At 64.4% G+C, this 25,162-nt stretch carries 19 protein-coding genes and 5 tRNA genes; 19 read left to right on the forward strand and 5 right to left on the reverse strand.

Going from position 1 to position 25,162, the window contains the following annotated elements:
• Position 1 precedes the first annotated feature (1 nt).
• Positions 2-2,395, forward strand: coding sequence for a bifunctional (p)ppGpp synthetase/guanosine-3',5'-bis(diphosphate) 3'-pyrophosphohydrolase (locus ABCN07_RS00285; RefSeq protein ID WP_343004888.1), 2,394 nt, complete (start codon positions 2-4; stop codon positions 2,393-2,395).
• Between the two features lie 5 nt (positions 2,396-2,400).
• Positions 2,401-3,096: an MBL fold metallo-hydrolase gene (locus tag ABCN07_RS00290; RefSeq protein WP_343004889.1), complete on the forward strand. Its 696-nt coding sequence runs from the start codon at positions 2,401-2,403 to the stop codon at positions 3,094-3,096.
• Positions 3,097-3,315: 219 nt separating this feature from the next.
• Here ABCN07_RS00290 and ABCN07_RS00295 read toward each other — a convergent pair.
• Positions 3,316-3,401 (reverse strand) — tRNA-Leu (locus tag ABCN07_RS00295).
• 595 nt (positions 3,402-3,996) lie between these two features.
• Here ABCN07_RS00295 and ABCN07_RS00300 point away from each other — a divergent pair.
• On the forward strand, positions 3,997-4,494 hold the full coding sequence (locus tag ABCN07_RS00300; RefSeq protein ID WP_343004890.1) for a hypothetical protein: 498 nt from the start codon (positions 3,997-3,999) through the stop codon (positions 4,492-4,494).
• A 46-nt stretch (positions 4,495-4,540) separates the two neighbouring features.
• Here the strand turns inward: ABCN07_RS00300 and ABCN07_RS00305 are convergent, their stop codons facing one another.
• A complete protein-coding gene (locus tag ABCN07_RS00305; protein WP_343004891.1) occupies positions 4,541-5,626 on the reverse strand; it encodes an RsmB/NOP family class I SAM-dependent RNA methyltransferase in 1,086 nt (361 codons plus the stop codon).
• A gap of 444 nt (positions 5,627-6,070) precedes the next feature.
• On the opposite strand from ABCN07_RS00305, the gene infC reads away from it, so the two are divergent.
• Genes infC through rplT form a run of 3 tightly spaced genes read left to right on the forward strand, consistent with a single transcriptional unit; the run spans position 6,071 to position 7,256 of the window.
• Positions 6,071-6,649, forward strand: coding sequence for a translation initiation factor IF-3 (gene infC / locus ABCN07_RS00310; protein ID WP_293813884.1), 579 nt, complete (start codon positions 6,071-6,073; stop codon positions 6,647-6,649).
• Between the two features lies 1 nt (position 6,650).
• The gene (gene rpmI, locus ABCN07_RS00315; protein ID WP_293813885.1) at positions 6,651-6,845 is read left to right on the forward strand and encodes a 50S ribosomal protein L35; all 195 of its coding nucleotides are present in this window, start codon (positions 6,651-6,653) and stop codon (positions 6,843-6,845) included.
• A 45-nt stretch (positions 6,846-6,890) separates the two neighbouring features.
• Entirely contained in the window at positions 6,891-7,256 is a 366-nt protein-coding gene (gene rplT / locus ABCN07_RS00320) for a 50S ribosomal protein L20 (RefSeq protein ID WP_293813886.1), read from the forward strand.
• A gap of 376 nt (positions 7,257-7,632) precedes the next feature.
• Here rplT and ABCN07_RS00325 read toward each other — a convergent pair whose 3' ends face one another.
• Positions 7,633-8,862, reverse strand: a complete 1,230-nt coding sequence (locus ABCN07_RS00325) for an MraY family glycosyltransferase (protein WP_343005160.1) — start codon at positions 8,860-8,862, stop codon at positions 7,633-7,635.
• Between the two features lie 659 nt (positions 8,863-9,521).
• Here ABCN07_RS00325 and ABCN07_RS00330 point away from each other — a divergent pair.
• The 8 genes from ABCN07_RS00330 to ABCN07_RS00365 all read left to right on the forward strand — a co-directional run bounded on the left by ABCN07_RS00330 (position 9,522) and on the right by ABCN07_RS00365 (position 19,598).
• Positions 9,522-9,597 (forward strand) — tRNA-Ala (locus ABCN07_RS00330).
• Positions 9,598-9,791: 194 nt separating this feature from the next.
• Positions 9,792-10,733 (forward strand): radical SAM protein, encoded by a 942-nt coding sequence (locus ABCN07_RS00335; RefSeq protein ID WP_343004896.1) that lies wholly within the window; start codon positions 9,792-9,794, stop codon positions 10,731-10,733.
• A gap of 126 nt (positions 10,734-10,859) precedes the next feature.
• Positions 10,860-11,174, forward strand: coding sequence for a hypothetical protein (locus ABCN07_RS00340; RefSeq protein ID WP_343004897.1), 315 nt, complete (start codon positions 10,860-10,862; stop codon positions 11,172-11,174).
• A 75-nt stretch (positions 11,175-11,249) separates the two neighbouring features.
• Positions 11,250-12,734, forward strand: a complete 1,485-nt coding sequence (locus tag ABCN07_RS00345; RefSeq protein WP_343004898.1) for a nicotinate phosphoribosyltransferase — start codon at positions 11,250-11,252, stop codon at positions 12,732-12,734.
• A gap of 144 nt (positions 12,735-12,878) precedes the next feature.
• Positions 12,879-14,720, forward strand: coding sequence for an arginine--tRNA ligase (argS, locus tag ABCN07_RS00350; RefSeq protein ID WP_343004899.1), 1,842 nt, complete (start codon positions 12,879-12,881; stop codon positions 14,718-14,720).
• Between the two features lie 385 nt (positions 14,721-15,105).
• Positions 15,106-17,046: a transcription termination factor Rho gene (rho, locus tag ABCN07_RS00355; RefSeq protein WP_343004900.1), complete on the forward strand. Its 1,941-nt coding sequence runs from the start codon at positions 15,106-15,108 to the stop codon at positions 17,044-17,046.
• Between the two features lie 423 nt (positions 17,047-17,469).
• The gene (locus tag ABCN07_RS00360; protein WP_343004901.1) at positions 17,470-19,059 is read left to right on the forward strand and encodes a hypothetical protein; all 1,590 of its coding nucleotides are present in this window, start codon (positions 17,470-17,472) and stop codon (positions 19,057-19,059) included.
• Between the two features lie 119 nt (positions 19,060-19,178).
• Entirely contained in the window at positions 19,179-19,598 is a 420-nt protein-coding gene (locus ABCN07_RS00365) for a VanZ family protein (protein WP_343005161.1), read from the forward strand.
• Here ABCN07_RS00365 and thrB read toward each other — a convergent pair.
• Together thrB and thrC are read right to left on the reverse strand one after the other, a co-directional pair.
• On the reverse strand, positions 19,558-20,439 hold the full coding sequence (gene thrB, locus ABCN07_RS00370; protein WP_343004902.1) for a homoserine kinase: 882 nt from the start codon (positions 20,437-20,439) through the stop codon (positions 19,558-19,560). The genes ABCN07_RS00365 and thrB overlap by 41 nt on opposite strands.
• Positions 20,436-21,920 (reverse strand): threonine synthase, encoded by a 1,485-nt coding sequence (thrC, locus tag ABCN07_RS00375; RefSeq protein WP_343004903.1) that lies wholly within the window; start codon positions 21,918-21,920, stop codon positions 20,436-20,438. Before thrC ends, thrB begins: the two co-directional genes overlap by 4 nt.
• A 203-nt stretch (positions 21,921-22,123) precedes the next feature.
• Here thrC and ABCN07_RS00380 point away from each other — a divergent pair, with 203 nt between their 5' ends.
• The 5 genes from ABCN07_RS00380 (at position 22,124) to ABCN07_RS00400 (ending at position 25,158) form a co-directional block, all read left to right on the forward strand.
• On the forward strand, positions 22,124-23,440 hold the full coding sequence (locus ABCN07_RS00380; RefSeq protein WP_320678940.1) for an aspartate kinase: 1,317 nt from the start codon (positions 22,124-22,126) through the stop codon (positions 23,438-23,440).
• A gap of 3 nt (positions 23,441-23,443) precedes the next feature.
• A complete protein-coding gene (locus tag ABCN07_RS00385) occupies positions 23,444-24,469 on the forward strand; it encodes an aspartate-semialdehyde dehydrogenase (RefSeq protein WP_343004904.1) in 1,026 nt (341 codons plus the stop codon).
• Between the two features lie 242 nt (positions 24,470-24,711).
• Positions 24,712-24,788: transfer RNA gene (locus tag ABCN07_RS00390), tRNA-Arg, on the forward strand.
• Positions 24,789-24,992: 204 nt separating this feature from the next.
• Positions 24,993-25,068: transfer RNA gene (locus ABCN07_RS00395), tRNA-His, on the forward strand.
• Positions 25,069-25,082: 14 nt separating this feature from the next.
• Positions 25,083-25,158, forward strand: a tRNA-Lys gene (locus tag ABCN07_RS00400).
• The last annotated feature ends 4 nt before the right edge of the window (positions 25,159-25,162 follow it).

Genomic DNA, 25,162 nt, shown 5'->3' on the forward strand with positions numbered 1-25,162 from the left:
CATGGCTGACACCAAGCACGAGGCCGCGACGGATGTCGAGCGACGCGTTACCGCTCCGCCCGAGGGCGCGCCGGAGGTCGGCGCGGACGATTACCCGCTGTTGCGCAAGACTTGCTCGCGCTACCTCACTCCGGAGGAGATGGCCAAGGTCGATGAGGCCTATCGCTTCGCCGCCGAGTTCCACCGCGACCAGAGGCGCAGGAGCGGTGAGCCCTACATCAACCATCCCGTCGAAGTGGCCCTCATCCTTGCGCATGACCTTCACATGGACGAGGACGTCATCTGCGCGGCCCTGCTCCACGATACGGTCGAGGACACGCCTGCCACGCTCTCGGACCTCTCCGAGCTCTTTGGCGAGACGGTGGCCGAGCTCGTCGACGGCGTCACGAAGCTTACGTCCATCGAGGTCGATTCGATGGACGCCAAGCAGGCGCTGAACCTACGCAAGATGTTCCTCGCGATGAGCCGCGACATTCGCGTCGTGATAATCAAGCTCGCTGACCGTCTGCACAACATGCGCACGCTGGCCGCCCTCCCGCCCGATCGCCGCGTCTTCAAGGCTCACGAGACGATGGACGTCTACGCCCCGCTCGCGGACCGTCTCGGCATCTCCTCCATCAAATGGGAGCTCGAGGACCTCGCCTTCTTCTATCTCGAGCCCGAGGAATACCAGCGCATTGCCCGTATGGTGCAGGACTCCCGCGACCAGCGCGAGCGTGACACCGAGGAGGCCATCAAGACCCTCACCGACGAGCTTCGCCGCGTCGGTCTCGATGGCATCCAAATCACGGGACGCCCGAAGCACCTGTGGAGCATCTACCTCAAGATGAAGCGCAAGGGCAAGGAGTTCTCGGACATCTACGACCTCATCGCCCTGCGCGTCATCCTCAACACCGTGGGTGACTGCTACAGCGCGCTTGGCGCCGTCCACTCGCTCTGGCACCCGCTGCCGGGCCGCTTCAAGGACTACATCGCCACGCCTAAGCCCAATGGCTACCAGTCGCTCCACACGACGGTGGTTGGCCCGGACGCGCGCCCCATCGAGATTCAGATTCGCACGCGCGAGATGCATGAGCAGGCCGAATACGGTATTGCCGCCCACTGGCTCTACAAGCGCGCCGGCAACTCGCAGGGCAACATGAGTCAGGATGACAAGAGCGTCGACAAGCAGATCTCCTGGATTCGCCGCAGCCTCGACTGGACGGTCGAGGACGACATGGTTGACCCGCACGAGTTCCTCGAGGACCTGCGCGTCGACCTCTTTGGCGACGAGATCTTCGTTTTCACGCCGAAGGGCGAGGTTATGAGCCTGCGTGCGGGCTCTACGCCGCTTGACTTCGCCTATCAGGTGCACACCGAGGTGGGCAACCACTGCGTGGGCGCCAAGGTGAACGGCAGCGTGGTCTCGCTCACCACGCCGCTTGCCACGGGTGACCGCATCGAGATTCTCACCAACAAGAACTCCAAGCCCAGCCGCGACTGGATGAACATCGTGGCCACGCCCTCCGCGCGCGCCAAGATCCGCAAGTACTTCGCCGCCTCGACCAAGTCTGACGACGCGGAGTCCGGCCGCGGCGAACTCGCCCGAGAGCTGCGCAAGCGCGGCTACGGCATCTCCACGCCGAGGAGCGTCAAGGCGCTCAACCGCGCCGCCGAGGCGCAGTCGTTCAAGACCACGGACGACATGTTCGCCGCCATCGCGAACGGCAAGCTCACTGCCAAGTCCGTCGCCAACAAGGTCGAGGCCATCCTCGAGGAGGGCTCGCCCGAGGAGGTGCTTGCCGCCCAGCAGAAGGCGAACGCCGAGGCCAATGCCGCCCGCCAGCAGTTCTTCGAGGCGGACGTGCCGATGGTCGGTAACAAGCAGACGCGCGCCACGCGCGGTCGCAAGCCTGGCGACGGCCGCAAGCGCACGAGCTGCGGCGTCGTCGCCAAGGGCGACGCGGACCTCCTCGTCCACCTCGCGCACTGCTGCAACCCCGTCGCGGGTGACGAGATCGTGGGCTTCATCACGCGTGGTCGCGGCGTGTCCGTCCACCGTGCGAACTGCCCCAACGTGAAGGGCCTCATGGCTCATCCGGAGCGCATGATCGACGTCGAGTGGGATACCTCCGGCGCCACGCAGTTCCAAGTCGAGATCGTGGTCGAGGCGACGGACCGCATGGGCCTGCTCAAGGACGTTACGATCGCCGTGGGCGACGCGGGTGGCAACATCCTTTCCGCCGCGACGAACACCAACTCGCATGGCGTAGCGAAGCTGCGCTTCCTCATCGCCATCAGCGACGCGAACCTGCTCGATACGCTGCTTGCCACAATCGGCCGCGTGCCCTCCGTCTATGACGCAAGGCGCATCATGCCCGGTGAGGGTGCGAGCTCGATTCACGGGAGGAGATAGCCGGTATGGGCATTTACAATGCGGGCGCTATGGGACTGGATGGCGCCGAGGCCGTGGAGTCTGGCAGGCTCAAGGTCATTCTTTTCCACGTCGAGGTCGGCATGCATTCGACCAATTGCTATGCCGTGGTGAGCGAGGGCCGTGCGCTGGTGATTGACCCCGCCAATGGGGGCGCCGCTATTGCCAAGGAGCTCGACGTGCCGGTCGAGCTTGTGGTCGCCACGCATGGGCACGTGGATCACGTGGGCGGCGTGCTTGGGCTGGTCGAGGCCACGGGCGCGAAGTTTGCCATCTCCGCGGCTGACGCCGATGCCGCGATGCATGCCAAGCGCGAGCTTTCGATTGGTGCGAACTATGACGATGACGCGCCGAAGCCGGATATCCTGCTTAAGGCCGGTGACGTCGTAGACGTTGGCGCGGCGAGGTTCCGCGTCCTCCCGACGCCCGGCCACACTCCGGGTGGCATTCTGCTCGTGGGTGAGGGCGATGCCGAGGGAATCTGCTTTACCGGTGACACCATCTTCGCCGGTAGCGTGGGCAGGACTGATCTTCGCGGCGGCGATATGCCCGCCATGCTCGACTCCCTGCGCCGTGCGGCGGACGAGATCCCGCCGACGACGCATCTGCTTCCCGGCCACGGTGATGACACCACGATGAGTTGGGAACTCGGACACAATCCTTACCTGCGATGGGTGGGTTAGCGGCGGGCGGCTGAGACCAGTCTGCACCTGGCGCGAACGGGCGGCGAGTGCGGCCGGGCGGCTGCTTACGGCGAGTGCGGTCGGGCGGTGATGGCCGTGAGCGCTGCCGGGCGGCGGCTTACGGCGAGCGCGGCCGAGCGCCTGCTTCCACTGGGCGCGTTTGGGCATAGACACCACGAAAAAGGCCGGCCTCGCAATACGCGGGGCCGGCCGAATACTTGGTGCCCGAGGCGAGGGTCGAACTCGCACGAGGTTTCCCCCAGAGGTTTTTGAGACCTCCGTGTCTGCCATTCCACCACTCGGGCTTAAGCGCGCTGTTCGCGCGACGGACAAGAGTATACAGAATGCCCGACAGGAATGCCCGACGACACGCTTAAAGCCGATAAGTGCTCGCCAACGTTTCGGCTTCTCATAATGCGGTGGACTCGTCATAGAGAATGACGTGTATGGGAGTGCTAAGCCAACTATATGCATAAACATGCATGCGCTTGCTGTGAGCTCATGGTGGGGCAGTTGACCCTTTTCGCTGGACCGCGCCGCCGACCCCCGCGCTGTCCGTCAGTCGCTCGCGCTGCGACCCCGGCCGCTCGCGTTATTCGGCCTCCTGCACCGCAGAGATGGCTCCGTGCTGCCCGTCAACTGCTTGCGCCGCGCCGCCGGTCCCCCGCGCTGCCCCCAGTTGCTCGCACCGCGCCACCGGCCTTTGGCGTGGCACCATACCATCAACCTCTTACGCAGGGGATTCTCATGCCGACTGTGAATTTACCTGCGGTTATACAGAATCGTAGTGATACTATAGGGTTTAGCCGATTTAATCGGTTTAGCCGGTTGGGCCGTTTGAACCGGCCGAGCCGGACGCCTGTCGAGGTTAGCGAGTGCGAGCCTTTCGTGGAGGTTGATATGTTTGCAATTGGGGAGCGTGTCATGCATCCCGGTCAGGGCCTGTGCACGGTTGTCGGTTTCGAGGATTCGCCGTTTCCCGTACTCGTCCTTGAGGCTGGTGACGGACGCAGCACCACGAAGCTACTGTATCCCCAGGCCCAGGCAGACAAGCTCCATCCTCCCGTGAGTCGTGAGGACGCTCTTGCGGTCATCGAGGGCTACGACGATTTGACCTGTGACGATTTTACTGATCGAAATTCTGGTCTCGAGGAGAAGCACTTCAAGGCGCTTCTCAAGAATGGCGTGCCGGATTCCGTTCGCGTGGTCAAGACCATGCGTCAGCGCATTGCCGCCGCGGAGGCTGAGGGCAAAAAGCCCAGTACGTTCATGTCGCGCGTGCTGAGGGAGGCGCAGCGTAGGTCCGTCGAGGAGCTCGCGTGCGCGCTTGACTCCACGCCCGATGAGATCGTCTCGATGTTCGAGGCGCGTGGCCACGACATGGCGGATGAGGCTTAGGGCAATCGTTCGCCTTGCTAGTCACGTGCTTGGCTAGCCTACAGGGCTAGCCAAGCTTGCGAATCTTAGCCAGGAAGAATCCCTCGAACAAGTCGCTCGGGCATACCGTAAGGGCACCGTCCAACCCGCATGGCAGGGTGGGCACGGAGAACTCCTCTGACCCAAGTGCGCCGGTGGACAAGCCAGCGCCAACCAGCTCACAATCCTTGTGACGTGAAAGCGCCCAGCTAACCACGTCTTCGTTTTCGCGCGCAAGCACGGAGCAGGTTGAGTAGACGAGCTCTCCGCCGGGCTTGAGTACGCGAAGCGCCTTGTCGATAAGGGCACGCTGCGAACGTTCGACGCCACTCGCGAGGGCCGGCGTGAGGTATCGCGCTGCGTGGTCGTCCTGTACATGGACGGTGCCGGAGCCCGTGCACGGCGCGTCGAGCAGGATCTGATCGAAGGAGAACCAATCATCGAGCTTGCTCGCGTCCGTGCGCATGACCTGGACGTTCTTTGCTCCAAGTTTGGCAAGGTTGTGTTCGAGCTTATCGGCGCGCGGCTTAGAGACCTCGCAAGCCGTCACGCGTGCGGCGCGGACTCCATCCCCACCGGGAGCGAGCGCTGCCATCTGGCTGGTCTTGCCACCGGGAGCCGCGCACATGTCGAGGATATCTGCCCCGGCGCGTGGCGAAAGGGCGAGAGGGGGCAGCATGGAGGAAAGGCTTTGCAGGTAGATTTTGCCCTGCTTATACATATCGAGATCCCAGAGGTCGCGTTCGCGTGCTCCGTCTGCCAGGACGAAGGCATCCTCGTACCAAGGCACGCGCGTGAAGGCGATGCCAGCCGCATCAAGGTCGCCGGCGACTTGCTCCGCGCTGGCGAGGAGCGTGTTGGCGCGCAAGGTCACGCGACGGCTGCATGCCCACCCCGTCTCGATGCGCGTTGCCTCCTCACCGTACTGGCAGCGAACGGCTTCGATGAGGTGGACAGGAAGGCCAAGCTCGGCATCTAGCTCCTGCGGCTCGGGAGTGGCTTTGGGCTCGCGGGGGCGTGCGTCCTGCCTGCCTGCGGACTTGCCGCGCTTGCTGCCACGCCTGCGCGAGTCAGTGCCCTGATATCCGCTCTTGCCTTGATAGCCCCTGGTCATGAATCCCTCGTTCCTCGTAACTCGCCTACGAGGTAGTATGGCAGAGGTTGCGGACAAGATTGCCCTTCTCGCGGACGCACACTATGAGGAGACCCTCATGCCCTCCGTCGTGCGAGTGCGCGCTATGTGGAGACCTTCACATTTGAGAGCGCGCTCAACTTTGTGCTTGCGCGTCTCGCGAATGCATGGCATACTACATAACCGTTGTGGCCAGACGGCCTCAATTCGAAGTGGGTCAGAGCTTATGGCCCCACCTGAACGGCGCCACGGGCAGCTGTCTGGTCAGACAAAGGAAGATGCGCTCAAATCATAGGAGCGATTTACCTGAATCTTGCCGGGGCTGCACATGTCGCAGCTCCGGTTTTTTCGTGCGGTGGCGCCCGCAAGGGCCAAGCCGCAACCGCGGCGAGGTGCCCCCACCAGGCACACCGCAACGAAAGGAAGGTGTGTAAGATAGCCAAATCCGATGGTCCCCGTATTAACGGGGAGATCACCGCTCGTTCCTGCCGTCTTATCGGTGTCGATGGCTCTCAGCTGGGTCTTTTCGGCGTTCGTGACGCGCAGCGCATCGCTTCCGAGCAGGGCCTCGACCTCGTCGAGATTGCCCCCAACGCGGAGCCGCCCGTCTGCAAGGTCATGGACTACGGCAAGTACAAGTACGAGCAGGCGATCAAGGCCAAGCAGGCTCGTAAGAACCAGGCCAAGGTCGAGGTCAAGGAGATGAAGTTCCGTCCCAAGATCGACACCGGCGACTACGAGACCAAGAAGGGTCATGTCATGCGCTTCCTCAAGAAGGGCGCGCGCGTGAAGGTGACCATCATGTTCCGTGGTCGTGAGATGGCTCACCCCGAGCAGGGTCTCAACGTGCTCGAGCGCCTGACGGAGGACCTCAAGCCCTACGCCACGGTCGAGAGCCAGCCCAAGATGGAAGGCCGCAACATGCACATGCTCGTCGCGCCGATCAAGGGCGCCTTCGACGAGAAGGCCGCAGTGGCAGACGAGAAGGATACGAAGGAGAACTAGCATGCCCAAGATGAAGACGCACAAGGGTACGGCCAAGCGTTTCCGCAAGACCGGCACCGGCAAGATCATGCGCGCCAAGGCTTTCAAGAGCCACATCCTCACCAAGAAGTCGCCCAAGCGCATTCGTGGCTTCCGCCAGGAGACCGAGCTCGCCCCCGCCGACGTCAAGGTCGTTTCGTCCCGCATGGGCAAGTAGCGCGCAGCGCAAGCCCTGTCTTTTTTCACTAGGAGTTGATCACACATGGCACGAGTCAAGCGCGCTGTCGCCGGTCGTAAGAAGCGTAATACCCTGAAGGAGCTCTCCAAGGGCTACTACGGCACTTCCTCCCGCACCTTCCGCGGCATGAAGGAGCAGGTCCAGCACTCCCTGCAGTACCAGTACCGCGATCGTCGTAACAAGAAGCGCGACATCCGTCGTCTCTGGATTCAGCGCATCAACGCTGCCGCCCGCATGAACGACATGAGCTACTCCACCTTCATGCACGGCCTGAAGCTCGCCGGCGTCGATCTCGACCGTAAGGTCCTCTCGCAGATCGCCTACGAGGACGAGGCTGCTTTCGCCGCTCTCGCCGAGGTCGCCAAGAAGGCCATCGCTGACGCCGAGTAACTTACTCGTCTCAAGCATATTGCTCGTCTAAGGTCCGTACGCAACGCGCGTGCGGACCTTTTTTGTGTCGCATGCGCTCCGCACACGCGAGGCCTTCTATTTGCGCCGTCAAGCCGAGTCGGCTATTACGCACGCATAGAGCTTTTAAGCATGTCTTAATGCGCGTAAAACCGGGTTAATGCAAAACGGCGGCGACCATTTACGCACTTTAACAGTCCGCGGCGCTCCATATATGTCAATTTATCGCCACGGATTCTGCCGCGGCCTATATGCGTGCTTAGGGCAAGCATGCGTGTCGATTGCAACCTCGCGCAACCGGCGGACCTCGCGCAGTCAGCAAATCTCGTGCGGCCAGCAGGTTATCGTGTAGCCAGCACTACTTGTCGTCGTGGTGGAGGAGGTCCGAGATTGCCTCGTGACGCTCTTCTCGACGCTCTTCGCGATGCTCCTCGCGACGCTCCTGCTCGACTGCGAACGCCGGGTCATCGGGAGTCACGAGCTCGTCCTCGCCGCTCTTTGGGTTGTAGTGGTGAAGCAACACCGGATCGAAAAGGTGAAGGTGCGCGGCGAACGCGAACGACGCGCCGATAAGGATGCAGAAGACGACGATACGCGGTGCGGTCTCAATCTGCGTCATGATGAGGGACCCTACGGACAGCATTGCCGTCCAGAGGTACATGAGCAGAACCGCCTGCTTCTGGTCATAGCCGTCCTGGATGAGGCGGTGGTGGATGTGGCCCTTGTCCGCCTGTCCCACGCTCACGTGCGCACGCTTGCGACGGATGATCGCGGAAAGCGTGTCGACGATGGGCACGAAGGAAATGACGAGAGGGACGATGATCGTGGTGAGGCCGGCGACGCGGCGGACGTTCAGCAGCGAGATCGTACCGAGCGAGAAGCCGAGCAGCAGCGAGCCGGAGTCACCCAGGAAAATCGACGCCGGGTTGAAGTTGTAGCGGAGAAAACCAAGCGTGGCGCCGGCGACGGCGATGGAGAGCGCTGCGGCGTCGCGCCTGCCGGCGAGGTTCGCGAGCACGAAGAGCGTGCAGCACGAGATGAACGTGATGCCTGACGCAAGGCCGTCGAGACCGTCGATCAGGTTGATGATGTTCACGTAGGCCACGAGGTAGACGACGGTGATGGGGTAGGCGACCCAGCCAAGAACGAGCTCGCCGGGGCCAAAGGGGTTCATGATGGTGCCGACGGTGAGGCCGGCCGCCACGGCGATGCTCGCTGCGAGAACTTGACCCGCGAGCTTCGCGAGGGGTTTCAGCTGGAAAACGTCATCAAGCGCGCCCGTCATGAAAATGACGAGGAACGCGAGGCCGAGCATCGGGTAGTTGTAGATCGAAAAACGACCGGGCATGAAGACGATGGGCCAGTGAAGGTGCATCGTTCCCATGTACTGGAGAATGACGGCTGCGATGAGTGAAAGGAAAATCGCGATGCCACCCATGCGCGGGATGGTGCGCTTGTTGATGCGTCGCTTGCTGGGCTTGTCGACCGCGCCAAGGCGAGTGGCTATGAGCCGGGCGAGCGGTGTGGTCACCAACGTCACGACGAGCGCCGTTGCAAAGAGCGACGCGTAGGGAATCCACCATCTCACCAAGCGAGTAGCCTTTCAAACCTGCGGGCGGCACGCCGCGCGCGAGGGTATTCGTATCCGTTGCCCGGCGGATCGCCGGGTGTTTCGACCGACGAATGCGCCGGTCACGTTGAAACGGGACGGTTGCCGCCCCGCGAGTGCGCCGTAGATTGTTACGGCACAGTAACTACCCATGATACCAGCTCTGCGCTGGAGCGCGTCCCTAAGACGCAATCTCGGAGAGCAGGTTAATCTCATGTCAAGACTGGAACCGATAAATGGCTTCGGTATAGTGAAGGTGTCAGCTCCCCGCAGGGCAAACTGGGTGAACCGACAAGCGTTTCCTGGGAGCCCATATACCAGGCTCAGTACGGGCATCCTCCGTTGTTGAGGAAGGCGGAACAGCCGGTGAGGGCACCCACCTTTTGAGAGGTGGGTTCATTATCGCACCTGCGGGGAGCGACGTTGTTTTTACGTCGCCAATCTATGGTGGTGCCACGCGCGGCAGGAGTGCTATCACGCGTGGCGCCTATGCCGCGGATGACTCGCGCCCCATTCGAGATAATCCACGTTGCACGGCGGGCTTTCTACGTCCTCGCCATACAATCTTTCATTCTTGCGAGATTCTCGTTTGACAGACGGGGCAAGCACGGTACAATAACCAACGCGCAAACGCGCCTGGGGACGTAGCTCAGCTGGGAGAGCGCTGCCGTCGCATGGCAGAGGCCGAGGGTTCGATTCCCTTCGTCTCCACCAGGAATTGTCGAGCGGGCCACGATGTGGTCCGCTCTTTTTGTATGCGCACGACATTCGGGCGCGCCTCGTGTGGCGCTCGTCGTTCGATGCCGGTCAGATGCGGGCTGCCACCGCGCGGACGCCCAGCATAGGATGTCGTGACGCGCCGGCTCCGCCGCCGTGCGGACGCCCGGCAAATGACGAGGGGAGAGGCCATGGCTGAGATGCCGCGAGAATACGAGACGTGTCGCCTTTGTCCGCGTGCCTGCGGGGCCCACAGGGCGGAGGGAGCCCGCGGTGCGTGTGGAGCGACCTCGACCTTGCGCGTGGCTCGCTCCGCACTTCACTTCTGGGAGGAGCCTCCCGTGTCGGGCGAGGCGGGCAGTGGCGCCATCTTCTTCTCCGGTTGCACCCTGCGTTGCGTCTTCTGCCAGAACGCGGAGATCAGCGCCGGCAACTTCGGCATTGACGTGAGCGTCGCGCGCCTCGCCCAGATGATGCTCGAGCTCGAGTCCCAGGGCGCGCTCAACATCAACCTCGTCACGCCCGGCCACTTTGCTCCGCAGGTCGTCGAGGCGGCAAAGGCCGCACGGAAGGCGGGCCTCACGGTGCCCATCCTCTGCAATACCGGCGGCTACGAGACGGTGGAGACCGTTCGTCTCCTCGCTCAGGTCGTCGACGTATGGCTGACGGACTTCAAGTATGCTGACCCGGCGCTCGCCCGCGCGCTCTCTGCTGCTGGCGATTATCCGGAGGTCGCGGCGGCGGCGCTCAAGGAAATGCTCGAGATCACGCGCTCGCGCGGGGGTCGCTCGCTCGGCGAGGATGGCAGGATACTTCGCGGCATCATCGTGCGCCATCTCGTCCTGCCGGGTCACGTGGATGACTCGCTCGCGGTCCTCGACCGTGTCTGGGACATCTGTGGCAACGAGGCGGACCTCTCCGTCATGAACCAGTACACGCCCAACGCAGCGTGCCGCGAGCGCGGGGGAGACCTCGCTCGCGCACTAGGCGACGACGAGTACGAGGTTGTGCTCGATCATGCTGACGACCTGGGCTTTGAGCGCATGTGGTGGCAGCAGGGAGGCACGGTCTCGGAGAGCTTCGTGCCCGCTTTCGACGCGACTGGAGTCGAGGGCCCGGAGCTTGCGGGCTAGTGCCCTGCGTCGCGGATGTGGCCCGGAGCCTGCTGCCGACAACCGCGGCCTTGCCCTTGACGGACTGAGCCATGCCCAAAAGGGATAGACTCTCTAGGATTGATGAAGACTCGCAAAGGAGTTCACATGGCAGACGAACAGGCCCCCCTCACTGACGAGGAGCGCGCCGAGCTCGAGCGCCTTCGCGCCGAGAAGGCTGCGCGCGAGAATGCCGTCCAGGCCGCGGCCCAGAAGGCCGAGCTCGAGCGTCTTCGTGCCGAGCAGGCCGAGGCGGATGCGGATGCCCGCGATGCCGCGAGGCGAGAGCGCGCCCGCGAGTACATGGAGCCTGACGAGGACCTCAAGATGCCCCTCGCCCAGAAGCTCGTGCTCCTCTTCGTGGCGCTGCTTATCGCTTGGTTTGTCGTGCAGGTTGTCGGCGGCGGACTCATCACCAATTAGGGCAACCCTCCGCGCCAGCCGTGGTGCAAGGACCCAAACCGCGCCGTCAGGGCGCCAGACGAAAGGGGAGGGCGCATGTCTCTCACCGACGTAACCAAGCCCACCGATGTGTCTCTTAACACGGACCTCTATGAGCTCACGATGGCCCAGGGATTCTGGGAGAGCGGCCTCATGGACGCGGAGGCGTGTTTCACTGTCTTCTTCCGTGACGCACCGTTTGACGGCGGCTATGCCGTAGCGTGCGGCACGGGCCAGATTGCCGAGCTTGTCGAGAACTTCCGCTATACGCCCGAGGACATCGCCTACCTCGCGAGCATCCAGGCTCCCGGCGGCGGCGCGATGTTCAAGCAGGGCTTCCTCGACTGGCTCGCCGAGTTCACGCCCGACCTCGACGTCTGGGCCGTGCCGGAGGGCGAGGTCGTGTTCCCACGCGAGCCGCTCGTGCGCGTGCAGGGCTCCATGGCGGCGTGTCAGCTCATCGAGACGGCGCTTCTCAACCTCGTGAACTTCCAGACCCTCGTTGCCACCAAGACCGCGCGTGTCGTCCAGGCGGCAGAGGGCCATGCCGTGTCAGACTTTGGCCTGCGCCGAGCACAGGGCCCGGATGGCGGCCTCGCCGTCGCGCGCGCGTCGTTCGTGGGCGGTGCCAACTCGACCTCCAACTGCCTTGCCGGCAAGATCTACGGCATTCCGGTCTTCGGCACCCACGCCCACTCCTGGGTGATGGCCTTCCCGTCCGAGATTGAGGCCTTCCGCGCCTTCGCGCGTTCCATGCCGAAGAACTGCGTCCTGCTCGTCGATACGTACGACGTTCGCCAGGGCATCGAGAACGCGATCACCGTCGCCAAGGAGATGGAGGCCGCCGGCGAGCGCCTCGCGGCCATCCGCATCGACTCGGGCGATCTCGCCAAGCTCTCCAAGTACGCGCGCGAGGCCTTCGACGCGGCTGGTCTGCCCTACGTGAAGATCTCCGCCTCGAATGATCTCGACGAGTACACGATCCAGTCCCTGTTCGCCCAGGGCGCGCCGATTGACTCGTTTGGCGTGGGCACCAAGCTCGCCACGTGCGACCCCCAGCCCTCCCTTGGCGGCGTGTACAAGCTTGCTGCCGTGCGCAAGGCGGGCGAGGCGGAGTGGCGCCCCACGATGAAGCTGTCCGAGGTCGCCTATAAGCGCACCATCCCTGGCATCCAGCAGGTCAAGCGCTTCGTCGATGGCTCCGGCTGTCCCGTGGGCGACGTCATCTATGACGAGACGATGGCCGGGACCAACTGCGCCCTCGCCGTGAACGTGACCGACTCCGAGGTCAGCTATGACTTTGGTGCCTACGAGGGGCACGACCTCCTCGTTCAGATGGTGGAGGACGGCCGTGGTATCGGCGAGAGGCCGACGCTCACGGAGTCTCGCCGCGCCTGCCGCGAGGCGCTTATGCGCCTCGACCCGGCGGTGAAGCGCTTCCTGAACCCGCAGCTCTATCCCGTGGGCGTCGAGGACAGCCTCGCCGCGCTGCGTGTGAGGCTCGCACGCGAGGAGCGTATTGCCTCGTCGCCCATTCGCTAGGACGCTGCCTGCAGGCTGCATCGAGGACCTCGCGCCTGGTGCGTTCCCCAGGCTCGCTTTTGCTACACTCATAGCCGCTTTACGGCACGAAATGTTAATTCGCGGCCCCGCTCTGGGGCCGCGCGCACGTTGGAAGGACGCATCGTGGTCGAGACGATCGAGAAGCTGGTCAGGGCTGCACTGGCCGAGGCACAGTCTGCAGGCGAGCTGCCTGAGTTCGAGGTGGCGGACCTCGGCCTCGAGCGCCCCGCGGATTCCGCGAACGGCGATTGGACGAGTACCGTCGCCCTCCGCAGCGCCAAGGTCGCCCACATGGCGCCCCGCGCGATCGCCGAGGCCATCGCTGCCCACCTCCCCGAGGCTCCGGAGATCGATCGCGTCGAGGTCGCTGGCCCGGGCTTCGTGAACATCTACCTGTCTGTTGCTGCCGGTAACGAGATCTTCCGCACCGTGCGCGAGCAGGGCGAGGACTTTGGCCGTTCTGACCTCGGCGCCGGCCAGCGCGTCCAGGTCGAGTACGTCTCCGCCAACCCCGTTGGTCCGCTGCACATCGGCCACGGCCGCTGGGCCGCGCTCGGCGACTCCCTCGCCCGCGTTCTCGACCACGCCGGTTACGAGGTCGAGCGCGAGTACTACGTGAATGACCACGGCAACCAGATGAACACCTTTGGCAACTCGGTGTCCGCTCGCTATCTCCAGCTCGCCCAGATCATGGACGAGAAGGGCATCGACGCCCACGCTGCCCACGAGGCCCTCATCGCCGACTGGGCCGCCTTCGTCTCTGACGAGGCTGACGAGCACCCTGAGAGCCACCCCTACATGGACGCCTTCCGCGAGTCCCTCGGCGCTGACTCCTACGGCGGAGACTACATCATCGACCTCGCCGCCCACTTCATGGAGGCCGACGGCACCCGCTGGGTCGACGCTGACGCCTCTGAGCGCATGATCTCCTTCCGCGAACGCGGCTACAAGCTCATGCTCGAGGACATCCGCCAGACCTGCGACGACATGCGCACCAGCTTTGACGTGTGGTTCAGCGAGCGCTCGCTCTACGAGAAGGACGCGAGCGGTACGAGTGCCGTCGACCGCGCCTTCGCCCGCCTGCGCGAGCAGGGCTATCTCTACGAGAAGGACGATGCCCTCTGGTTCCGTTCCACTGACTTTGGCGATGACAAGGACCGCGTCCTCGTGAAGGCTGACGGCGCCTACACCTACTTTGCCTCCGACGTCGCCTACCACTGGAACAAGTATGAGCGCGTCGACCACGTCATTGATGTCTGGGGCGCTGACCACCACGGCTACATCGCCCGCGTGCGCGCTGCGACCGACGCCCTCGGTTATGAGGGCAAGTTCGAGGTCCTTCTCGGCCAGCTCGTGAACCTGCTGCGCAACGGCCAGCCTGTCAGGATGAGCAAGCGTAAGGGCACGATGGTCCCGCTGCGCGAGCTGCTCGACGAGGTGGGCGCTGACGCCACGCGCTTCACGCTCGTCTCCAAGAGCTCCAACCAGATGATCGACTTCGATATCGAGGCCGTGAAGCGCCAGGACAACACCAACCCGGTGTATTACGTGCAGTACGCCCACGCCCGCATCTGCTCGATCCTGCGCCGCGCCGCCGGCGTCACTGCTGAGGAGGCCGCCGAGCTCGGCATGGACGAGATTGCCTCTCGCGCCTGCCCGATCGACTGCGACCTCTCCGTCCTCATCGACCCCACCGAGACCGCCCTCGCGCGTAAGCTCGGCGAGTTTGGTGACCTGGTCGAGAGCTGCGCCCGTGACCGTGCGCCGTTCCGCCTCACGCACTACGCACAGGAGCTCGCTGGTAGCTTCCACTCGTTCTACACCGCCTGCCAGGTGCTGCCGAGTGAGGGTCGTCCGGTCGACGAGGCCGTTTCGAAGGCCCGCCTTGCCGCATGCGATGCCGCCCGTCGCGTGCTCGCGCTCACGCTCTCGCTCATCGGCGTCTCTGCTCCGGAGCGTATGTAGCGCGTGACATTCGCTAGATAGATTGCTTGGCGCCCGCTGGGAGTTGTCCCGGCGGGCGCCTTTGTTTGGGGCTCGCTTGGGTGCTCTTGCGATTCTGCCGCGCGACTGACGCTCAACTCGTGCTTGCGCGGCGACGAGCAACTGGGTGCCAATCGCATCGCTTGGACGCGAACTAATGCCGGACGCCGGTGAAGTAACGTTTTGCTCGCACGATACTGTGACGAGTGTTATAGTCGAGGCAATCAGGCCTTTAGGCCTACGTTGTGCCGCGCTTTTGTGGCACCCACTATTTCCCCAACCTCAGGCTCAACTTTCGCAGGACAATGCCGCGCTAGCAGCGTGGGGTGGGAGGCGACGAGTTCGCCCGATTCGAAGGGTCACCCACGTGACAGAAGAGAACAACGAGATTCCGCAGGCACCAAAGCGCCGCCGTCCTCGCGCGCGCAAGACCGATGCCGTCCAGGAGGCTCCCGCCTCGTCTAAGGGCGACGCTGCTGCTAAGGCCCCTGCCGCTCAGAAGACTGATACCGCCCCGAAGGCTGACGCTCCCAAGGCCCGTGCCACCAAGGCTCGCGCCGCCAAGGCCGACCCGGTCAAGGGCGAGGCGCCATCCAAGACAGACTCCGCTCCCAAGGCCCGTGCCGCCAAGGTTGACGTCGCTCCCAAGGCCGACGCCGCGCAGAAGGCGCCTGCCACTCCCAAGACGGATGCCACTCCCAAAGCCGACGTCGCCCCCAGGGCTGACGCTGCCAGCGACGATGGCACGTTCAAGCGTCGTCGCTCGCGCGCCCGCAAGGACCGCGACCAGGCTTCCGCTCCTGCGTCCGATGGGGGCCAGAGCGCCTCTTCGCAGGCAAGCGGCCAGAACGCTGACAAGCAGCAGCGCGGCTATCAGCGCGACCGCCGTGACGTTCGCCCGGGCCGCGGTTTCGACAAGCAGAACGCGCAGGGCCAGCGTCAGTTCCAGAACAACAACGGAGGCAACAACCGCCGCCGTAATCGCCACAACAACAACGGCAACAACGCGGGCAACAACAACGGCGGCCCCACGCTCTCTCGCGAGCGTGCTGCCTCCATGCTCGTGGCAGAGCTGCGTCGCGAGGCGGTTAACCTCGGCGTTGAGTACGTGGGCATCCGCAAGGCCCAGCTCGCTGAGGCGGTCTACGTTGCCGCCGCGCGTGCCGAGGGCTTCCGCGACGTCGCCGGCGTGCTTGACATCACGGGCGAGGGCTATGGCTTCGTTCGTACCGGCAACTACATGGCCGGTGACGACGACGCCTTCGTTCCCCAGCAGATGATCAAGCACATGGGCCTGCGCCGCGGCGACTGGATCGAGGGAACCGTCCGCCCGAGCCGTCCCAACGACAAGTACCCCGCGCTTTACAAGATCGCCACGGTCAATGGCCTCGAGCCCGAGCTTGTTCGCTCGCGCCCGCGCTTCCGCGACCTCACGCCCGTCTATCCCAACGAACGCCTTCGCATGGAGCATGGCCGTGACTCCATCACCGGTCGCGCCATTGACCTCGTGGCTCCTATCGGCAAGGGCCAGCGCGGCCTGATTGTGAGCCCGCCCAAGGCCGGCAAGACCACGGTGCTCAAGCGTATCTGCGAGTCCATTGCCGCCAACAACCCCGAGGTCTATCTCATCTGCCTGCTTGTCGACGAGCGCCCCGAAGAGGTCACCGACATGCAGCGCTCCATCAGGGGCGATGTCGTTGCTTCGACGTTCGACATGCCTGCCGAGAACCACACCATGGTCTCCGAGCTCGTAATCGAGCGCGCGAAGCGCCTGGTCGAGATGGGCCGCGACGTTGTGGTCGTCCTCGACTCCATCACGCGTCTTGCCCGCGCCTACAACCTCGCTGCTCCCGCAAGCGGCCGTATCCTGTCCGGTGGCGTTGACTCCGCGGCGCTCTACCCGCCCAAGAAGTTCCTCGGTGCTGCGCGCAACATCGAGAACGGCGGCTCCCTGACCATCCTTGCCTCCGCTCTTGTCGAGACTGGCTCCAAGATGGACGAGGTCATCTTCGAGGAGTTCAAGGGCACCGGCAACATGGAGCTCAAGCTCGACCGCGAGCTTGCCGACAAGCGCATCTTCCCGGCAATCGACCCGGTTGCCTCCGGCACGCGCAACGAGGACCTGCTCATCGATGCTGATCTCCAGCCGTTCGTATGGGGCCTCCGTCGCATCCTCGCGAACATGAACAACATCGAGCGTGCCGAGGCCTCTCTCGTTAAGAGCCTCCGCGCAACGGCGACGAACGAGGAGTTCCTCATCCGCTCGGCCAAGAAGGCCCAGCAGTCGGAGTACGTCGACTCGCTGTAACGGCTTGTCGTACCGGGGGTGTGACGTTCCCTGGGCGTTCGCCGGCTGAATCGAGTGACATGCGGTCGCGTTGGCGTTGAATGCGCCAGCGCGACCGCTTTGCTGTTCGTGGCCACATGCGGCGGTTGCGCGGACGCGCTTGCAGCTTCCCCTCCAAGAATTCATTGTCTGGGGCGCATTCCCCCGCACTATAATGACTCGCTGATGTATAGTCATTCTACTGGCGCCCACGTGCTGCAAAAGCAGCCTTCGCGCCACGAGGTGCCTATGCACCATGAGGAATAATTGTTCGAGCGACGGTACACGCAGACCAAACACACCAAGCCGTTGCCCGATTGGCCGCCAGATGCCTGGCGGGCCCGTCGTCGCAATCCAGTGGACAATCTGCGTGCGCCGTCGCCTCCGCGAGGGAGGCGTTTGGTCATGACGAGCAGGCACACGAGCCCTGCCATTTGTGCCGGTCTGGCCGGCGTTGCTGCGTGGGCGACCCCCACGTGTGCCAATGCGCTTACGGTTCTGGGCCAAGACGTCTCCAGGATCGATCCCGGCCTAAGCTTTGCTGCCGGATGCATCGCCGGTGCGGTTATCGCCAGCGGCACCTCACTCGTAGTCACGCGCATGGCGGAGACGCGCCATCGAGCTGCCGTTGATTCCGCGGCTCGTATGCGGGGAGCTAATGACCAGGCGGGTCCCTCCGCTTGGGACATGTCTGGCCAAGATGCCACCGGGACTCTCTCGTCCGGCGGCGCCGGGGAGACCTCGGCGGCTGTCGTATCCGAGTGCCAGCCTCGCCATGCCGCGCGCAGCACGCAGCGTGGCATGACCGGATCTTGGGAGCAGACGGGCAACATCCGCGTCCAGCCCGCGCCGCACGTGGCCGCAGCCGCGTCAGAGGGCGCCGCAGCCGCGTCCGTCGCAAACAACCACACCGCCCCCGCAGCTTCCGCGTCCGGCCACACCGCCCCCGCATCCACCACTACCCAGGGGCAGAAGGAGACCCGCTACACCGTTCCCTCGCACTACGGCGTGATGAGCGATGCCGAGGCGGACGCCGCCTGGGACTCCTGGCTGAAGGGCTCGGATTCCGTCGACTACGCCGACGTCGCGGAGGACTATGTCCGCAAGATCACCCTCGCTGAGCGCATGGCCGCGCGTGCCAAGGGCGTTGCCAGCGTTCTCCAGGAGCGCCTCGGAGCTGCGAAGATGGAGGGACTCCCCGTCATCGCGCGCGCCGATGGCAGCGTTGGTGACGTGGGGGAGGCTTGGTGGGACCAGGTATTTGGTAACGAGGTGCGCCCTGCGACGGCTTCCGTCGCAGGCATGGAGTCTGTGAACGAAGGGCTGGCTGATAACAGCGCCGTGCTCTTCTGCGCCCAGACGCCCGCTGCCGCTGCCGCCGCGAAGGACCTTTGGGTCGCCCAGGCCGCCCAGGCCGCGGCTAGGCAGCAGTCGCCTGCGCCTGCGAAGGCTGCTCAGCCCACGCCCTCCGCTTCCGCGCAGCCCTCCCAACCGGCGACGCCGCAGCCCACGCCTTCCGCTTCTGCGCATCCCGCTCCCGCCGCCGTCGAGCCCAGGCGCGACCGCGAGGTCATCGCGACCCGTCTCGCCGACCCGGCCGAGGCGTTCCCCGCTCAGGGCCAGCGCTGGAGCGACCAGCAGCAGGACCTGTGGGCCGTTGCCCTCGCCGCGCTTGACGAGCGTACCAACGAGGACATCGCCATGGCTGCCGCCAACGCTGTGCCCACGCCCTCTCCGGCCTCCTTCGACGAGGAACTGGACGAGGTCGATCACCTCGAGCCGGACACCATCTTCATGGCGTTCAAGCCGCAGGCTGGTCGTCCTGACGTTACGGATACCGATAGCTACGTCGACATGCTCGTTGACGAGGAACTTGCCCGCAACGAGAGCAAGAGCGTCCGCAAACTCGCGCATCACAGCATCCGCAAGCGCTTCAAGGTCATCGATGGTGGCACGGCCGATATACCCGCCCGCCACCTCGCGCTGCAGGGCTAGGGGTGGCTCTTACCGAGCCTGGCGCCTCGCGAATCGCTGGCTGCCGGGCAGGCGCCTCGCGAGCCGCTGACTGTCGTGCCGGTGCCCCAACCAGCAAAACCAAAAGCCACCGCGTCCCCGTGTGGGCGCGATGGCTTCTCGTCTTTGCATGGGTCTTGTTTATTTGGAGCAGGTCGCTCTTCCCGGGACCAGAATCCACGGCTCAAAGCGCCGCTGTCGTCGACATCCTACGCCCTGCCTTCGAGGCACTTGGCGTCACGGACGCGAATCTGATGTCCTTCCTCGTGCGCAAGGCAGCGCACTTTCTCGAATACGCCTTGCTCGGAGTCCTTCTCGGCAGCACGCCGGAGGAAGTTCGTCCCGGGTGGCGTCAGGTCGTTCCGGGCGTAATCGCACCCTCAGCGGACGAGACCCTCCAGCGCTTCGTGCCGGGTCGCTCGGGCCAGCTCTCGGACGTGGCGCTCGACTGCGCGGGCGTCGCCTTCGGGATGCTCGTCGCTACAGGTATTCGATCTGTGCGCCGCAAGTGTCGCAGGTGAGGATGTGCGTCTCGCACTCGGGGAAGCGCTCCTTGAGGCGAACTTGGAGGAACTTGGCCACGATCGTGTCATCCGTCACGGCCATGAGGGTCGAGCCAGAGCCACAGATCCACATCGTCTTCGCTCCACCCTCGAGGCAAGTCTCACGGATGGCGTCGTAATCCGGGATGAGAGCGCGGCGATAGGGCTCCTGCAGGCGGTCGTCATTGGCGTCCGCGATGAGCGAGGCGTCACCCGTCTCGAGGCCGCGGGTCAGGCCCGCGACGCGGCCCATCTGCCAGACGGCGGTCGAGAGCGGGACCTCCTGCGGCACGACCTTGCGTGCCTCGCTCGTGTGAACCTCATAGGGAGGGATCACCGTTACGAAACGGAGACGGTCGCTCACGTCATAGCGCAGGCAGCGCGGCAGGCGACCGTCAGGGGTGAACGAACACACGGCCGCGCCCAGGATCGCGGGCGCGACATTGTCAGGGTGGCCCTCGACGCGCGTCGCCATCGCCACGAGCTCCTCGCGCGTGACGGTGTGGTCAGTGAGCGCCGCCGCGGCCATGATGCCAGCGACAACGCAGGTGCTCGAAGACCCCAGGCCGCGGGCGACGGGCACCTCGGTCTGGATGTCGATCGAGACGCCAAAGGGCTCCTCGCCCCATTCTGCCAGCGCGTCGACGAGCGAGACGTAGACGAGGTTGTTGGCGTTGCGGAACTCCTCCGGACAGCCGGTGATCGTGAGCTCGTCGGCGCGCTCGAACGTGAAGTGCGAATAGAGGGAGACCGCCATGCCCAGCGTGTCATAGCCTATGCCGAGGTTCGCGCTGGTGGCGGGGACGGATATGCGGATCATGCGAGGATCCTCGCCGCCGCGTCCTCGACGTAGCCGCTCATCTCGGGAACGCTCACCACGTCGGAGAACCTCTCCTGGGCGTCACGCAGGGCGGAGAGCGCCTCGGGCACCTTGGCTCCGGTAACCTCGAAGAGCGCGTCCATGCACTCGAAGCCGTCCATGTCGGTCGTGTCGTGGCCGAGCGCCGCGAGGACGTCCGCGGAGAACTTGTAGGGGCTTGCCGTGGAGAGGCAGACGCGGGCGACGCCGTCCGCCGGGCGAGCCTCGAGGACGTGGCGGGCGACGGCGGTGTGCGGGTCGAGGATGACGCCGTGACGCTCCCAGGTCTCGCGGATCGTCTCGCGCGTAGCCGTGTCATCGGCGCGTCCGCACTCGAACGTCTCGTGCAGGCGCTCGAGGACATGCTCGGGCACGGTGTAGAAGCCCTGCTCGGCAAGGTCCTTCATGAGGGAGGACACAAGCTCGCAGTCTCCGTCGGACAGGTAGAACAGCAGGCGCTCGAGGTTGGACGACACGAGGATATCCATCGAGGGCGAGATGGTCTTGTGGAAGGGGCGCCTGCGATCATAGGTGCCGGTGGCGATGAAGTCCGTCAGGACGTCGTTGGCGTTGGAGGCGACGATGAGCTTGCGCACGGAAAGGCCCATGAGCTTGGCGTAGTAGCCGGCGAGCACGTCGCCGAAGTTGCCGGTGGGCACGCAGAAGTCGATCGCGTCGCCGCTCTTGAGCTTGCCCGCGGCCACGAGCTGGGCGTAGGCGTCGAAGTAGTAGGTGACCTGCGGGACGAGGCGACCCACGTTAATCGAGTTGGCGCTCGAGAGCACGACGTTCTTCTCCGCGAGGCGCTCGCGCAGGGCGGCGTCGGCGAAGATGCGCTTCACCTGGGTCTGGGCGTCATCGAAGTTGCCCTCGATGGCGCAGATGGCGACGTTCTCGCCGCGCTGGGTGGCCATCTGGAGACGCTGGACGTCAGAGACCTTGCCGTGGGGGTAGAAGACGGTGACGCCGGTGCCGGCAACGTCGGCGAAGCCCTCGAGGGCTGCCTTGCCGGTGTCGCCGCTCGTCGCGGTGACGATCATGACGCCGCGGCCGTCACCCTCGCGGGAGACGCGCATGAGCTGCGGGAGCATCTGGAGGGCGATATCCTTGAAGGCACTCGTCGGGCCATGCCACAGCTCGAGCGTCCAATCGTCGCCGCAGGGGACGACGGGCGTTACGGCGGGGGAGTCGAAGTTGGGGCCGTACGCGGCGTCGACGCAGCCGGAAATCTCCTCGGCGGTGAAGTCGTCGAGGAGGTGGCCGAGGACGAGGCGCGCGCGGTCCTGATAGGTGCCGGCGAGCAGGCTCTCGAGCGAAGGCGCGCCCTCGGCGACGTCATCGCGAACGAACAGGCCTCCGTCTGGGGCGATACCCTCGAGAATTGCCTGCTTACTTGTTAAGGATTCGTTTCGCGAGCGTGTGCTGTGGTAGAACGTAGTCACTGCTCTTCTCCTTGCGTGTCGGCGCGTTCGCCCGCGAACCTGTTTCCGCGGGCGCTCAGGACGTTTTCCGCATAATAACGCGGGGAGTGGCATCCGGGCCGCTCAAAGCCCAGCTGAGACCGTTTGGTAACAGGCGGGTTGCCTGGCGGAGGTTTGGAACGGGGCGCGGAGGCGCTCAGGGATCGACCTTGACGAGGAGTCACATGATCAAGATCACCAAGTTCGGCGGATCGAGCGTCGCAGACGCCGGCCAGTTCAAGAAGGTCAAGCGCATCATCGAGGCTGACGAGGGTCGTCGCTTCGTGGTGGTCTCTGCCGCGGGTAAGCGCAACTCCGAGGACAACAAGATCACTGACCTCCTCTATCTGGTCGACGCGCATCGCACCTATCACGTCGACTGCACCCCGCTTCTCGCGGATATCAAGCAGCGCTTCGTCGACATCGCGACCGAGCTTGGCCTCAGCTATCCCATGGCCGAGAAGTTCGACGAGTTCGCCGCGCATATCAAGGAATACTCGACCGAGTACATCGTGAGCCGCGGCGAGTACTTCACCGCCCGACTTATGAGCGAGTACCTGGGCCTTCCGTTCGCGGACGCCGCCGAGTACGTGCGCTTCCACCACGACGGGTCTCTCGACATGGAGCGCACCTGCGACCGCATCCATGACCTCGTCGTGCGCGAGGGCAGCTTCGTGCTCCCGGGCTTCTATGGAGCCACGAGCGAGGGCGACATCAAGCTCTTTAGCCGCGGTGGCGGCGACATCACGGGTGCCATCGCGGCTCGCGCCCTCAACGCGGACCTCTACGAGAACTGGACGGACGTCTCGGGCTTCCTCACGGCCGACCCGCGCATCGTCAAGCGCCCGCGCGCCATTCGCCGCATCACCTTCGACGAGATGCACGAGCTCTCCTACATGGGCGCGAGCGTTCTGCACGAGGAGGCGATCTTCCCCGTGCGCGAGGCTAACATCCCCATCGCGATCCTCAACACCAACCACCCGGAGGAGCGCGGCACCATCATCCAGGAGCGCGTCGAGCCCACCGAGGACGATCCCGTCATCACGGGCATCGCCGGCAAGAAGGACTTCCTGACGGTCCACATCGCCAAGGCCAAGATGGGCAGCTCCGTTGGCCTGCTTGCCCGAGCGCTCGCGATCTTCGAGCGCTATGGCGTCTCCGTCGAGCACGTGCCCACGGGCATCGACTCGTTCGGCGTGGTCGTCAACGGCGCTGACGTGCACGACAAGATCTACTCGATCGTGGCCGACATCCAGCGTGAGCTCAAGCCCGATGAGGTCAAGGTCATCGACCACCTCGCCCTCATCAGCGTGGTTGGCCGCAACATGTCTAACCGCCCCGGTACCTCGGGCCGCCTGTTCAACGAGCTGGGCGAGAAGGGCATCAACATCCGCCTCATCACCCAGAGCTCTCAGGAGATCAGCATCATCTTCGGTGTGAACGACGCCGACTTCAAGAAGACCATCCGCGCCGTCTATGACGCGTTCCTTGACGAGGAGTAACTCATGGCTGACAAGAAGAACGTAGCGATCCTTGGCGCCACGGGAGCCGTTGGCTCGCAGATGCTGGAGTGCCTGGCCGAGCGTGACTTTCCCGTGGGCGAGCTCAAGCTCCTGGCGAGCGCGCGCTCTGCGGGCAAGGTCGTCGAGTGGTGCGGCCGCGAGGTCGTGATCGAGGAGGCGCGTCCGGAGGCCTTCGAGGGCATGGACATCGTCCTCGGCGCCGCGGATGACGACATCGCCAAGGCGCTTTTGCCCGAGGCCGTCCGTCGTGGCGCCACGGTGGTGGACAACTCCCACGCCTTCCGCCTCGACGAGGACGTGCCCCTCGTCGTCCCGGAGATTAACCCCCAGGACGTCGCCTGGAACAAGGGCCTCATCTCGAACCCCAACTGCGCCACGATCATCGGCCTCGTCCCCACGTGGCCGCTGCACAAGCTCGGCCACGTCTCGCGCATGATCGTGAGCACGTACCAGGCTGCGAGCGGCGCTGGCGTGCCGGGCATGCGCCAGCTCGAGAACGAGCTGGGGGCCATCGGCCGCGGCGAGGAGCTGCCTGAGCCCACCGCGTTTGTCGACCAGCTCGCGAGCAACCTCATTCCGCAGATTGGCTCCGAGAAGTTCGAGGGCTTCACGTCCGAGGAGATGAAGCTGCAGAACGAGGGCCGCAAGATCATGCATCTGCCCGAGCTGCGCGTGAACTGCACTTGCGTGCGCGTGCCTGTGCTGCGCTCGCACTCCGAGAGCATCACGCTGGAGTTCGAGGAACCCGTTTCGCTCGAGGACGCCCGCGAGGCCCTGGCCGCGGCTCCGGGCGTGAAGCTCGTCGACGACCTCGCCGCTGACGTCGCGCGCGACCGCTACCCGATGCCGCTCTACACGAGCGACCAGGACCTCATCTGGGTCGGTCGCATTCGCCGCGACATCTCCAACTCCGAGCGGGGTCGCGGCATCACCTTCTGGTGCTGTGGTGACCAGATTCGCAAGGGTGCCGCCACCAATGCCGTCCAGGTGGCAGAGCTCCTGCTCTAGGGGCTCAGACGGGCGCTCGGGCGTTTTTGGGCGGGGAGGACGTGCCCTGCGCGCTTGCCGTAGGGCTCGTGCGTCTCGTCCGGGCTGTCATGGCCTTGCCGCCGTGGCTCCTGCCTCGCGCTTGCCGCGTGGCTCGCGCGTCTCGTCCAGTGGGGCCGGCCGCTCGAGCTGCGAATGTCTCTTGTCGTAATCGTGGTGTCTTGCGCTAGAATGGGTTGTCCGGCGAGCGAAGCCGGAGTCACGCGCCCTTAGCTCAGCTGGATAGAGCACCGGACTTCTAATCCGACGGTCGAGCGTTCGAATCGCTCAGGGCGCACCATGAGCTAACGAGGCCAGGGGGCAATTTGTTCCCTGGCCTCTTTGATTTTTGATTTTCTTTTTGGGTGAGCCGATGAGAAACCCCTGGTCACAAGCCTGGACAACGTTTATTTCGACATAACTTCAAAGAAATCTAAAAATTATCCTTGCATGGATCGGATGTGGTGTGCATAATAGACGAGCTGCTTAAAGAGGTGGCCAGATGGTGGGTGTAGCTCAGTTGGCAGAGCGACGGACCGTGGCTCCGTAGGTCGAGGGTTCGAGCCCCTTCACCCACCCCATCTTAGACAAGCACGGACCGTTAGCTCAGCTGGTAGAGCAGGGGACTCTTAATCCCAAGGTCCAGGGTTCGAGTCCCTGACGGTCCACCATTAC

Source organism: Collinsella sp. 1033st1_E11_1033SCRN_220408 (assembly GCF_039062465.1).
Classification (GTDB): domain Bacteria; phylum Actinomycetota; class Coriobacteriia; order Coriobacteriales; family Atopobiaceae; genus Parolsenella.